At 32.4% G+C, this 12,955-nt stretch carries 15 protein-coding genes (1 of these 15 running past the window's edge); all 15 read left to right on the forward strand.

The window, feature by feature from the left end; all coding sequences use genetic code 11:
- A protein-coding gene (locus DIU01_RS02870; protein ID WP_290831750.1) for a tetratricopeptide repeat protein crosses the window boundary here: on the forward strand, nt 1-2,531 show its 3' portion. Its footprint begins 310 nt before the window's first position; 2,531 of the gene's 2,841 nt are visible here — the last part of the coding sequence; the start codon falls outside the window, past its left edge; the stop codon is at nt 2,529-2,531.
- Between the two features lie 4 nt (nt 2,532-2,535).
- Nucleotides 2,536-2,943 carry a polymer-forming cytoskeletal protein gene (locus tag DIU01_RS02875; protein ID WP_035124567.1) on the forward strand — a complete coding sequence of 136 codons (408 nt, stop codon included), beginning with the start codon at nt 2,536-2,538 and terminating at the stop codon, nt 2,941-2,943.
- A complete protein-coding gene (locus tag DIU01_RS02880; protein WP_290831751.1) occupies nt 2,909-3,139 on the forward strand; it encodes an AtpZ/AtpI family protein in 231 nt (76 codons plus the stop codon). Before DIU01_RS02875 ends, DIU01_RS02880 begins: the two co-directional genes overlap by 35 nt.
- A 5-nt stretch (nt 3,140-3,144) precedes the next feature.
- Nucleotides 3,145-3,540, forward strand: a complete 396-nt coding sequence (locus tag DIU01_RS02885) for a hypothetical protein (RefSeq protein WP_290831752.1) — start codon at nt 3,145-3,147, stop codon at nt 3,538-3,540.
- A 118-nt stretch (nt 3,541-3,658) separates the two neighbouring features.
- The gene (atpB, locus tag DIU01_RS02890) at nt 3,659-4,840 is read left to right on the forward strand and encodes a F0F1 ATP synthase subunit A (protein ID WP_290831753.1); all 1,182 of its coding nucleotides are present in this window, start codon (nt 3,659-3,661) and stop codon (nt 4,838-4,840) included.
- 67 nt (nt 4,841-4,907) lie between these two features.
- On the forward strand, nt 4,908-5,099 hold the full coding sequence (gene atpE / locus DIU01_RS02895; RefSeq protein WP_008255642.1) for an ATP synthase F0 subunit C: 192 nt from the start codon (nt 4,908-4,910) through the stop codon (nt 5,097-5,099).
- An 82-nt stretch (nt 5,100-5,181) separates the two neighbouring features.
- Nucleotides 5,182-5,682 (forward strand): F0F1 ATP synthase subunit B, encoded by a 501-nt coding sequence (locus DIU01_RS02900; protein ID WP_290831754.1) that lies wholly within the window; start codon nt 5,182-5,184, stop codon nt 5,680-5,682.
- Nucleotides 5,682-6,215, forward strand: a complete 534-nt coding sequence (atpH, locus tag DIU01_RS02905; protein WP_290831777.1) for an ATP synthase F1 subunit delta — start codon at nt 5,682-5,684, stop codon at nt 6,213-6,215. The genes DIU01_RS02900 and atpH overlap by 1 nt, the downstream gene beginning before the upstream one ends.
- 23 nt (nt 6,216-6,238) lie before the next feature.
- Nucleotides 6,239-7,816: a F0F1 ATP synthase subunit alpha gene (atpA, locus tag DIU01_RS02910; RefSeq protein WP_290831755.1), complete on the forward strand. Its 1,578-nt coding sequence runs from the start codon at nt 6,239-6,241 to the stop codon at nt 7,814-7,816.
- Nucleotides 7,817-7,883: 67 nt separating this feature from the next.
- On the forward strand, nt 7,884-8,744 hold the full coding sequence (gene atpG, locus DIU01_RS02915; protein WP_290831756.1) for an ATP synthase F1 subunit gamma: 861 nt from the start codon (nt 7,884-7,886) through the stop codon (nt 8,742-8,744).
- A 133-nt stretch (nt 8,745-8,877) separates the two neighbouring features.
- On the forward strand, nt 8,878-9,315 hold the full coding sequence (locus DIU01_RS02920; protein ID WP_290831757.1) for an N-acetyltransferase: 438 nt from the start codon (nt 8,878-8,880) through the stop codon (nt 9,313-9,315).
- A 10-nt stretch (nt 9,316-9,325) separates the two neighbouring features.
- Entirely contained in the window at nt 9,326-9,814 is a 489-nt protein-coding gene (locus DIU01_RS02925; RefSeq protein WP_290831758.1) for a hypothetical protein, read from the forward strand.
- A 28-nt stretch (nt 9,815-9,842) separates the two neighbouring features.
- Nucleotides 9,843-11,306 carry a lipopolysaccharide biosynthesis protein gene (locus DIU01_RS02930; protein WP_290831759.1) on the forward strand — a complete coding sequence of 488 codons (1,464 nt, stop codon included), beginning with the start codon at nt 9,843-9,845 and terminating at the stop codon, nt 11,304-11,306.
- Nucleotides 11,306-11,740, forward strand: a complete 435-nt coding sequence (gene dut, locus DIU01_RS02935; RefSeq protein WP_290831760.1) for a dUTP diphosphatase — start codon at nt 11,306-11,308, stop codon at nt 11,738-11,740. The genes DIU01_RS02930 and dut overlap by 1 nt, the downstream gene beginning before the upstream one ends.
- A gap of 97 nt (nt 11,741-11,837) precedes the next feature.
- A complete protein-coding gene (locus tag DIU01_RS02940; RefSeq protein WP_290831761.1) occupies nt 11,838-12,848 on the forward strand; it encodes a sugar nucleotidyltransferase in 1,011 nt (336 codons plus the stop codon).
- Nucleotides 12,849-12,955: the final 107 nt, after the last annotated feature.

Genomic DNA, 12,955 nt, shown 5'->3' on the forward strand with positions numbered 1-12,955 from the left:
GAATCCAAAAACACTCCATGAACATTGACGGCGGAGAAAAAAATCCGCAAATGGATGAAGCGCATTTAATGCTTGGGAAATCACGTTATTATGATCAACGATTTGTTCCTGCATTGGAAGCGTTCAATTATGTTTTGTACAAATATCCACAAAGTGATAAGATTTATGAGGTAAAAATTTGGCGTGAAAAAACCAATATGCGCATGGATAATGATGCCATCGCGGTTACAAACCTTCGAAAATTATTAAAAGAAATTAAATTTAAAGACCAAATTTTTGCAGATGCCAATGCCACTTTAGCGCAAGCATTTTTGAATTTGAAAGAAACCGATAGCGCTATTGCCAAAATTAAAATCGCAAAAGAGTTTACAAAACAGAACGAAGAAGTAGCGCGTTACCATTTTATTTTGGGTCAAATTTATGAAAGTCAAAATCACAAGGATAGTGCATTTGCATCGTATCAAGAGGTTATTGACATGAAAAGAAAATCGCCAAGACAATATGTAATTCAAGCACATGCACGACAAGCGCAACAATTTGATTACGAAAAAGGCGACACTTTAGCATTTGTAAAAAAGTACAAAGATTTATTGGAAGATAGAGATAATAGACCATTTTTAGATGTTTTAAATCATCAAATGGGATTGTTTTATGACAAAAATAAAAACTATACCAAAGCTAAAAAATTCTATAATGCTTCATTAAAAGCAAAATCGTCTGACGAATATTTAATTGCTTCGAATTATAGAAATTTAGCCGAAATAAACTTCGCAACTGCAAAATATGTAACTGCTGGTAAATATTATGACAGTACGATGGTTTATTTAAATGATAGAACACGTGAGTTTAAATTGATTTCCAAGAAAAGAGAAAATCTCGAAGATGTAATTAAATTTGAAGGAATTGCACAACGCAACGATAGTATTTTAAAAGTAGCATCACTTTCTTCTGCAGACAAAGCTGTTTATTATCAAAAGTATATTGATAATTTAAAAAAGGAAGACGAAAAGCAACGAATTTTATTAGAGAAAAAACAAAGAGCTCAAGACAATGCTTCAGGCGGAAAATCTAATGACATTGCCTCTGCAGATGTTCCTCAAAAAGCTACAAAAACAGATAATCCTGCGCCGAAATCAAACGGTACAACATCAAAACCAGGAGATTTCTATTTCTACAATCCGGCAACGGTTTCTTTTGGTAAAATTGAATTTGCTAAAAAATGGGGAAAAAGAGCTTTTGGTCCAAATTGGAGATTGAGTTCATCACAAGACAAAAATAGTTCAGATGAAATAGCTGATGAACAAACAGACGATAAAGAAAAAGTTGTAGACCAAAGATATACTACCGAATTTTATATTAGCAAAATTCCAACTTCGCAAGTGGCTTTAGACAGTTTGGCCAAAGAAAGAAATTTTGCCTATTATCAGTTGGGTGTAATTTATAAAGAGAAATATAAAGAATACAAACGTGCCGCAAGCAAACTGGAAACATTATTAGACAGCAATCCCGAAGAAAGATTGGTGTTGCCATCAATGTATAATTTGTATAAAATTTATGAAATCATTGATCCGGCAAAAGCGGCAGCAATGAAAAATAGAATTACTTCAAACTATCCAAATTCTCGTTATGCTCAAATTTTAAATAATAATGAAGTAAGTTTAGAATTAGGTTCGCCAGAAGTGGTTTATACAAATCTATATAAACAGTACGAATCTGGAAGTTATAGAGAAGCTTTGAGCAGAACCGAGTTGGCATTAATTCAATTTACTGGTGATGAAATGTTGCCAAAATTCGAATTATTAAAAGCTAATTTAGTTGGTAAATTATATGGCTTGAAAGATTATAAAAAAGCATTGAACTATGTAGCATTGTCGTATCCTAACAGCCAAGAAGGAAAAGAAACAGAAGCATTTATTTCTTCTAAAATTCCAATGTTAGAGGCGTTATATTTTAATGATTTGCCACCAACTTCATGGAAAATTATATTTGAACCAGCAAATAGTTTAGACGATAAAAGCACAAAACCACTTTTAGATAAACTAAATAAATTTGCTAAAGAACGCACCATTGAAACACTTACAGTTTCAACAGATATTTATACAAATGACAGAAACTTAATTGTTATTCACGGAATAAAATCGGAAGAAAATGCCAAAGGAATAGCGCAAGTTTTAAAAGAATTTAAAGAGTATAAAATTGAAGATAAGTCAATCGTAATTTCAACAGAAAATTATAGAATTGTTCAGATTTATAAAAATTTGGATGAATATGTTTCTGGAGACGGACCAACATTTGTTCCAAAAACAAAACCAGCAATTGAATTGCCAAAACCAGCAGCTGTAAAGCAAAAACCAGAAAAAATAAAAAGAGAAGATATAAATTCGATTCAAGATGACATTCCTGGCGGAAAAATAGATGGTGGAAGAAATCAGCAACAAAATATTCCTACCAAAGCAAACACTACCATAAACAGTGCGCCTCAAAGTATGTTGCCACCAACGCCAAGCTCAGTTCCACCGAGAAAACCATAAAGTTATGTTTGAAAAAAAACCAAAATCATACACCGATCTTTTAGGAAAAACTAATAGAATTGTAGAAGGAACAATCATTCAAGGTGATATTACGTCTTCTGCCGATTTTAGATTGGACGGACATTTAATTGGTAATTTTCAATCGAAAGGTAAAATTGTAATTGGTCCAGCTGGAAGCGTAAAAGGAAATATCATTTGTAAAAATTGTGATATCGAGGGAAAATTTGAAGGAAAAATTTTGGTTTTAGAAATTCTAAATTTAAAGGCAAAATCTATAATTCATGGTGAAGTAGAATGCGGTAAACTTGCCGTAGAACCAGGAGCAGAATTCACAGCAACCTGCGTAATGAAACCCAATGTAAAAAGCTTATCACCCAATGGAGGACAACAATCAGAAGAAAAAACAGCGTAACAAATGGTTGTCGTTAATAAACATCCCAATCCAAATGGGCGCAATAATTTTTGTGTTTGCCTACTTAGGAAAATGGCTCGATGAAAAATATCCAAATCCAAAGGAAATTTATACTAAATCTATAACAATATTGGGTGTTTTTCTGGCAATGTACAATGTATATAGACAAGTAAAAGACATCGGCAATTCAGAATAATACCAATGAAACTTCAAATTTTAAAAACCGTAATCCTCACTTTATCAATTGCGGTTGTACTTTTTTTTGGCAATAAATTAATTCTACAAACCGAATCTTTCAGCCAGAATTTCGAGTTATTTAGTCATTCGTTAGAAACTATTTATACAGTATTATGTGTCTTTTCTGTTATCATTTTGGTTATATTATTGATAGTAAATTCAAGAAATAAAGATGTAGTTGGATTAACCTATTTATTAATCACAAGCATAAAAGCAGGAATCTTATTCTTTATTTTCTCTGATATTATATCGTCAAGCAATAAAAATACCGTTGAAAGAATTAATTTTTTTACAGTATTTATTCTTTTTTTGGCAATTGAGACGTTAATAACCATAAGATTATTAAATAAAAAACAATAATCAATCATTAAATCTGCAAATTCGATTAAAAAATAGTTTTATTCTACTTGGAATATTAATAAAAAATGTACCTTTGCACCAAATTTTAGAAACCTTAAAATTTAAGTAAAATAAAGTTATGGTGATTTCAAAAAAACCACTCCATTTTATCGCGGCACTTTTAGTAGCATTTATGCCATTAGTTTCAAGTGCAAATCCTTCAAATGATTCAACAGCGGTTGAGGCTCATGCAGTAGAAGCAACTCACGAATCGACTGAAGCTCATGCAGATGCTTCTCATTCTGGAAGTGCTCATGCAGAACCAACAGACATCAAGTCACAAGTAAAAGCGTTTACTAAACATCACGTTTTGGATGCGCACGATTTTACTTTTTTCTCTGATAACAAAGAAGGTAAACATTATGGATTTCCACTACCTATTATTTTATGGGATAATGGTTTTCAAATATTTTCATCTTCTAAATTCCACCATGGAGAAGCAGTTGCCGAATCTAACGGAAATTACTATGTTATCAATCACCATGATGGTAAAATTTACAAAACAGATGCTACTGGAACTTTAACAGAAGATGAAAAATCAGGTCATCCAACAAATGCAAGACCTATTGATTTTTCTATTACTAAAAGTGTTTTGTTTATTATGATTACGGCAATTTTAATGTTTTTCTTATTTTCATCTTTAGCAAGATCTTATGCTAAGAATGGCGGAATTGCAAAAGGAGCTGGAAGAATTTTCGAACCATTAGTAGTTTATATCCGTGATGAAATTGCGATTCCAAATATTGGAGAGAAACACTACAAGAAATACATGAGTTATTTATTGACGATCTTCTTTTTTATTTTGTTTTTAAATATCTTCGGATTAACTCCGCTAGGAGTAAACGTAACAGGAAACCTAACGATTACATTTTCATTAGCTATATTAACGTTTTTAATTACAAACTTTACTGCTAATAAAAATTATTGGGGACACATTTTTTGGATGCCAGGCGTACCTAAATTAATGCGTATTGTTTTAGCTCCAATCGAATTATTAGGAATTATCATTAAACCGTTTTCATTAATGATTCGTTTGTATGCAAATATTTTTGCAGGACACATCGTTTTAATGAGCATCATTGGTCTAATGTTTATCTTTAAAAGTTGGATAGGAAGTTCATTATCTTTCGGATTATCATTTGTACTTTCAATCCTTGAAATTTTAGTAGCCTTTTTACAAGCCTATATCTTCACAATGTTATCTGCTTTATACTTTGGTTCTGCCAACGAAGAGCACCATCATGAAGAAGCACATCACTAATGAATAAAAACGTTGTTAGTTTACTAATGACATAAATAAAGAATGTTTAATTTTTAATATATATATTATGCAAATTCCAACTATTGTAGGAGCAGGATTAATTGTAATCGGAGCAGGTTTAGGTATTGGTAAAATTGGTGGTTCAGCAATGGACGCTATTGCTCGTCAACCAGAAGCTTCAGGAAAAATCCAAACAGCTATGCTTATTGCTGCTGCGTTAATTGAAGGTATTGGTTTCGCTGCATTATTTGCTGCTTAATTAAAAACTAAAAAACGATAGTTGCAACGGTTGGTTGTAACTATTGTTTTAATTATTACAAAAAAAAGTAAAATCATATATAATGGAAAAGTTAATAAATCAGTTTGAATTTGGATTATTCTTTTGGCAAATAGTAATATTTGTTGGATTGATTCTATTATTAAGAAAATTCGCTTGGAAACCAATTCTTGACGCTGTAAACGAAAGAGAAGAAGGAATCAAAAATGCATTACTTTCGGCAGAAAATGCTAAAAAAGAAATGCAAAACCTAAAATCAGATAATGAAAAATTATTAGCTGATGCAAGAGCAGAACGTGACGCTTTAATGAAAGAAGCTCGTGAAATCAAAGATAAAATGATTAACGATGCAAAAGTTGAAGCACAAGCGACTGGTGAAAAAATGATTGAACAAGCGAAAGCGGCAATCAACAGCGAAAAAAATGCAGCTATGGCAGAATTGAAAAACCAAGTGTCTTCATTGTCATTAGAAATTGCAGAAAAAGTATTAAGAGACGAATTATCTAACAAAGAAGCTCAATCTAAATTAGTTGAGAAAATGTTAGGTGACGCTAAATTAAACTAATCATTATGTCTAGAGCAGCGATTAGATATGCAAAAGCAATATTAGACATTGCACAAACTTCAGGAAATGCTGATGCCGTAAACAATGACATGACGTCTATTGTTAACGCTATCGCAAGCAGTCCAGAGTTGAAAGACTTTTTAACTAGTCCAGTTATTAGAATGGATGTTAAAAAATCGGCTATGTCTGAAGTTTTTTCAAACGTACAAAAAGAAACAAATAGCTTATTTCATTTGTTATTTGAGAACAAAAGATTCGAAATTTTAGAATCAATAGCTATTCAATACAATAGATTATTTGACGAAAGTAACGGAATTGAAGTTGCAAAAGTAACTACAGCTTTCCCAATTACTCCAGAATTAGAAACTAAAGTATTGGCCAAAATAGCAGAGTTTTCTAACAAGAAAATAACTATAGAAAATATAGTAGATCCATCAATTATTGGAGGATTTATTTTAAGAGTTGGCGATAAGCAATACAATGCTTCTGTAGCTAGTAAATTAAGTGAATTAAAAAGAGAGTTTAGTAATTAGAATTCCATTAAAGATATATCAAAATGGCGGAAATTAAACCAGCTGAAATTTCAGCAATATTAAAAAAACAATTATCAGGTTTTGAATCTGGTGCTTCGTTAGAAGAAGTTGGAACAGTACTTCAAGTAGGTGATGGTATTGCTCGTGTTTACGGGTTATCAAATGCTCAATATGGTGAGTTAGTTCAATTCGAAAACGGATTGGAAGCTATCGTATTGAACTTAGAAGAAGACAACGTAGGTGTTGTACTTTTAGGACCATCTACTGGAATTAGAGAAGGTTCTACAGTAAAACGTACACAACGTATCGCCTCTTTAAAAGTTGGTGAGCAAATCGTAGGTCGTGTGGTTGATACATTAGGTAACCCAATCGATGGTAAAGGACCAATCGGTGGTGAACTTTATGAAATGCCATTAGAAAGAAAAGCTCCTGGAGTTATCTTTCGTCAACCAGTAACTGAACCATTACAAACTGGTATCAAAGCAGTAGATGCAATGATTCCTGTTGGTCGTGGACAACGTGAGTTGGTTATTGGTGACCGTCAAACTGGTAAATCAACAGTTTGTATTGACACTATCTTAAATCAAAAAGAATTTTATGATGCAGGGAAACCAGTATTTTGTATCTATGTAGCAATTGGGCAAAAAGCTTCAACTGTTGCTGGAATTGCAAAAATGCTAGAAGAAAAAGGAGCAATGGCTTATACAGTAATTGTAGCAGCTAACGCATCTGACCCAGCACCAATGCAAGTATATGCACCAATGGCCGGAGCTGCAATCGGAGAATATTTCCGTGATTCAGGTCGTCCAGCATTAATCGTTTATGATGATTTATCTAAACAAGCAGTAGCTTACCGTGAGGTATCTCTTTTATTAAGAAGACCTCCAGGTCGTGAGGCTTATCCTGGTGACGTTTTCTACTTACACTCTCGTTTATTAGAAAGAGCTTGTAAAGTAATTGCTGATGATGATATTGCTAAAGACATGAACGACTTACCAGATACTTTAAAAGGTATCGTGAAAGGTGGTGGATCATTAACTGCTTTACCAATTATCGAAACTCAAGCAGGTGACGTTTCTGCATACATTCCAACTAACGTAATTTCGATTACAGACGGACAAATCTTCCTTGATGGAGATTTATTCAACTCTGGTGTTCGTCCTGCAATTAACGTAGGTATTTCGGTATCTCGTGTTGGAGGTAATGCTCAAATTAAATCGATGAAAAAAGTAGCTGGAACATTAAAATTAGACCAAGCTCAATTCCGTGAACTAGAAGCTTTCGCGAAATTTGGTTCAGATCTTGATGCTGTAACTTTAAACGTTATTGAAAAAGGAAAAAGAAACGTTGAAATCTTAAAGCAAGGTTTAAACGATCCTTATACAGTTGAAGATCAAGTAGCTATTATCTACGCTGGTTCTAAAAACTTATTAAGAAATGTTCCTGTTGATAAAGTAAAAGAATTCGAAAAAGATTTTATCGAATACTTAAACAACAAACACAGAGATACACTTGATGCTTTAAAAGCTGGAAAACTTGACGATACTATAACAGACGTTATCGAAAAAGCAGCTAAAGAATTATCAGCAAAATACCAATAAAGGATTTAGGTGGTAGGTGATAGGGATTTACCTACAACCTACAACCTACAACCAAATACCTAATAATATGGCAAATTTAAAGGAAATCCGTAATAGAATTACTTCCGTTTCATCAACGATGCAGATTACTTCTGCGATGAAAATGGTTTCTGCTGCAAAGTTGAAAAAAGCACAAGATGCAATTACAGCAATGCGACCTTATGCCGAAAAATTAACGGAATTATTACAAAGTTTAAGTTCAACTCTTGATGGTGAAGTAGGCGGAAGCTTTACAACGCAACGTGAGGTTAACAAAGTTTTAATTGTTGCAGTTACTTCTAATAGAGGTTTGTGTGGTGCTTTTAATTCTAACGTTATTAAACAAGCTAAACTTATTGCCGATTCTTATGCTGGAAAGCAAGTTGATATTTTTGCAATTGGTAAAAAAGGAAACGATGCTTTGTCAAAAACAAATAAAATCGCGGGTAATAAAAGTGAAGTTTTTGATAACTTAACGTTTGATAATGTTGCCGAAATTGCTCAAATCTTAACCGATAAATTTACTTCTGGTGAGTACGACAAGATTCAAATTGTTTACAATCAGTTTAAAAATGCAGCTACGCAAATCGTTCAAACAGAACAATTCTTGCCATTAGCTCCAATTAAATCGGATAAACCAGTTTCTACAGGTGATTATATTTTTGAACCATCTAAAGAAGAAATCGTTTTAACATTAATTCCAAAATCGTTAAAAACACAATTGTATAAAGCAATTCGTGATTCATTTGCTTCAGAACACGGAGCGCGTATGACTGCAATGCACAAAGCAACAGACAACGCAACCGAGTTAAGAAACCAATTGAAATTAACATACAACAAAGCACGTCAAGCTGCAATTACTAATGAAATCTTAGAGATTGTTGGTGGAGCAGAAGCATTGAAAGGATAAAAAAAGCTTTTAATTTTTTCGAATTTCAAAAAGCGTAGCTTTAATAGGTTAAAATTATTATTTCAAAATATATAAAAGAGTCAACAGTAGTTGGCTCTTTTTTGTTATTTTTATATCTGATTAAAATCCAGAAATGAAATTACAAGTTTTAACTACAGTTGATGAAATGCTTTTGCAAATAGAAACGATAAAATTTCTATATCCAAATATGACTATCGAAAGATATGAAGGTTTTCTATCGGATATGATTCCAAAAAATTACAAGCAAGTAGCGGTTTTCAATGAAGACAAATGCATTGGATTAACCGGTTTCTGGTTTGGAACCAAATTATGGACTGGAAAATACCTTGAAATTGATAATTTTATAGTTCATCCAGACTATCGAAAAAACGGAATCGGAAAACTTCTAACCGATTTTATTGATGAAAAAGCCAAAGAATTAAATTGTACTTGTGTCGTTCTCGACGCTTTCACTGGCAATTTTGATGCGCATCGATTTTACTATAATCAAGGCTATGTTCCTCGAGGTTTTCATTTTATTAAGACAATAGACGAGAATGGATTTTCTTAAAAACAAACCAATGAATAAAATAACAATAATAGTATTCTTTTTAATTATAGGATTAACCTCTTGCTCTTCGCAACAAGAAGTTAAAACCAATTTACCATGGAAAACAGAATCGGTTTATTTTCAAAGATGGATTGGTGGACAAGAAAGAACTGGCAGCGGAATTAATTTCTATCTTAAATTTAGCGAACCTTTTTCACCCAATTTTCATCTTAAAAAAGTATATTTTCGTAATCAGGAAGCCAATTTTATTAAAGAAAATGAAACTACGTTTGTCGCTAGATTTTATCAAAAACCAATAAATTCAGATTTAATTTTAGACGGAAATGCATCAAACGAATACGGAAATAGTTCACCAGAAATCATAAAATCAAAGTTTGATCTTAAAGACAACGAAGCCATTTTAGAATTTGAACAAGACAATAAAACCCAATTTTTTAAAATTAATTCGGTAAAAGAGAAAGAACTTCTCGCGTATCCTTCAACACGACCAAGAAATTAGTTATTTTTGCTCACTAAATTAATCTACTTTGAGTCTTTATAAAAATCTTTTTAAACAAACACTTATTTATGGTTTGGCAACGGTTTTGCCGCGTATGATTAGCTTCATGCTCAATCCGTTGTATGTAGATAGATTACCAAAGCAGGAATTTGCAGATGTTTCTATAGTTTTTGCTTGGCTTGTTTTTTTCAATGTGATTTTATCGTACGGAATGGAAACTGCCTTTTTTAGGTTTTATAACAAACAAGAAAACAAATCGAGCGTAATTTCTACAGCATCAGTTTCTATTTTTTGGTCGTCAATTTCCTTTTTGTTTTTGGCATTAGTCTTTAGAGATGCACTTTCAACTTGGTCAAAAATCAATGTAGAATATGTTACTTACAGTATTTGGATTTTAGTGCTAGATGCTTTAGTAATCATTCCGTTTTCAAGACTTCGTGCTGAAAAAAAACCAATGACTTATGCTATAATTAAAATTGGAAACGTAGCTTTAAATTTACTTTTAAATTTATTTTTCTTAGTTTTTTTACCAGAAATAGCAACTTCAAATCCAGATGGTTTTTTTAATACAATTTACTTTGAAAATTTTCAAGTTGGATATATTTTCGTTTCTGGTTTAATTGCAAGTTTATCAACATTTGTGATTCTTTCGCCAGATTATTTTAAAATTGATTGGAAGTTTGATTTCAAGTTGTGGAAGCAAATGATGCAGTACGGATTACCAATTTTAATTGCCGGAACTGCGTTTGCAATCAATGAACATTTTGATAAAATTTTGTTAGATTGGATGAATGTTTCCAAAGAAGATATTGGAGCTTATGCGGCATGTTACAAAATAGGAATGTTTATGGTTTTGTTTAGAACAGCCTACACATTGGGAATTGAACCCTTCTTTTTTAGTCATGCAACAAATGAAAATGCGCCTCAAACTTATGCAACGATAACTAAATATTTTGTGATTTTCGGTTCCTTCATTTGTTTTTTTGTAATTGCTTTTATCGATTTATTAAAATATCCATTAGTTCCCAAAGCGATATATTGGGATGCTATAAAAGTTGTACCTCTAATTGTTGTAGCTAATTTTTTCTTAGGTATTTATACTAATTTGTCTGTTTGGTATAAACTAATTGATAAAACTAAAATTGGTGCTTATATTTCTATAGTTGGCGCATTTGTAACCTTGTCATTAAACTATTTATTAATCCCGAAAATGAGTTATTATGGTTCGGCGGTTGCAACTCTTGCTGCTTATGGAACTATGATGATTATTTCTTATAAAATGGGACAAAAAAAGTATCCAATTCCATATGACATTAATAAAATTCTGTCTTATTTGGGAGTAACAATTTTATTTTCTGCAGTTTCGTTTTATATACCTTACGTAAGAGAAAGTTATCCAATAAGAATTGCTTTGTCTGGAATATTCTTATATTTCATCTACTACAACGAAAAAGAAACATTATTAAAAATCATTAATCGAAAATCAAAATAATGACTATAAAAATCATCAATAAATCCGCTCACGATTTACCAAATTACGAAACCATTGCTTCGGCCGGAATGGATTTACGTGCCAATATATCAGAACCAATTACACTAAAATCTTTAGAAAGAACCATTGTAAAAACCGGACTTTTCATAGAATTACCAATTGGTTACGAAGCACAAGTTCGTCCAAGAAGCGGATTAGCAGCCAAAAAAGGTGTAACCGTTTTAAATTCACCAGGAACAGTAGATGCCGATTATCGCGGTGAAATTGGAGTAATTTTAGTAAATTTATCCAATGAAGATTTTATCATAGAAAATGGTGAAAGAATCGCTCAATTAATAATCGCAAAACACGAACGTGCCGAATGGATTGAAGTTCAAGAATTGTCAGAAACTTCTCGTGGCGAAGGCGGATTTGGAAGTACAGGAGTGAAATAGTAAGTAATGTTCAGTAACAGTTAACAGATAAAAACTTAAATATAACTTTGTGCACTTTGTGAAAACTTTGTGCCTTTGTGGTAAAAAAATAATTAACATGAAAATAATAGTACCAATGGCAGGACGTGGTTCAAGATTACGTCCGCACACATTAACAATTCCAAAACCATTAATTCCAGTTGCTGGAAAACCAATTGTTCACCGTTTGGTTGAAGATATCGCTGGCGTTTTAAATCAACCAATTGAAGAAGTGGCTTTCATCATTCACGAAAGTTTTGGTAAAAAAGTAGAAGACGATTTAATTGCAATTGCTCAAAAATTAGGCGCAAAAGGAACAATATATTATCAAAATGAAGCGTTAGGTACAGGACACGCCATTATGTGTGCCAAAGAATCTTTATCTGGTTCGGCAGTAATCGCTTATGCAGATACTTTAATTCGTGCCGATTTCGATTTAGATACAACTGCCGATAGCGTTATTTGGGTAAAACAAGTAGATCAACCAGAAGCTTTTGGTGTAGTAAACTTAAATGCAAACGGAGAAATTATCGAATTGGTAGAAAAACCAAAAGAGTTTGTTTCTGATTTAGCCGTTATCGGAATATACTATTTTAAAGACGTAGCCGTTCTTAAAAACGAGTTGCAATCGGTTCTTGACAACAACATTATTCATGGTGGCGAATACCAAATTAATGATGGAATTAAACAAATGATGGCAAAAGGCATGAAATTTGTACCAGGTAAAGTGGACGAATGGATGGATTGCGGAAACAAAGACGTTACGGTTGAAACCAACTCAAGAATGTTAGGTTTTTTACATAATGACGGTGAAAATTTAGTTTCAGCAGATGTGAAATTAGAAAATTCAACTATCATTCCACCTTGTTATATTGGTGAAGATGTTTATTTAATTAATGCAACGGTTGGACCAAATGTTTCGTTAGGAAAAGGTTGTCACGTGATTGATAGTACTATTAAGAATAGTTTAGTTCAAACGCATTCTAATATTAAAAACGCCACTTTAGACAATGCAATGATAGGAAATCATGCCACTTTTGATGGTAATTTTACAAATATCAGTATCGGAGATTATTCCGTTTTAGAATAGATTATTATTTCCTGCAAGGTTTTTAAAACCTTGTAGGTATAAATAGAATAGACATAATATTGGTGAAATTTTTTCCACATAATAAATTCGTGCAAATTCGTGCAATT

The organism is Flavobacterium sp. (assembly GCF_003525665.1).
Lineage (GTDB): Bacteria > Bacteroidota > Bacteroidia > Flavobacteriales > Flavobacteriaceae > Flavobacterium.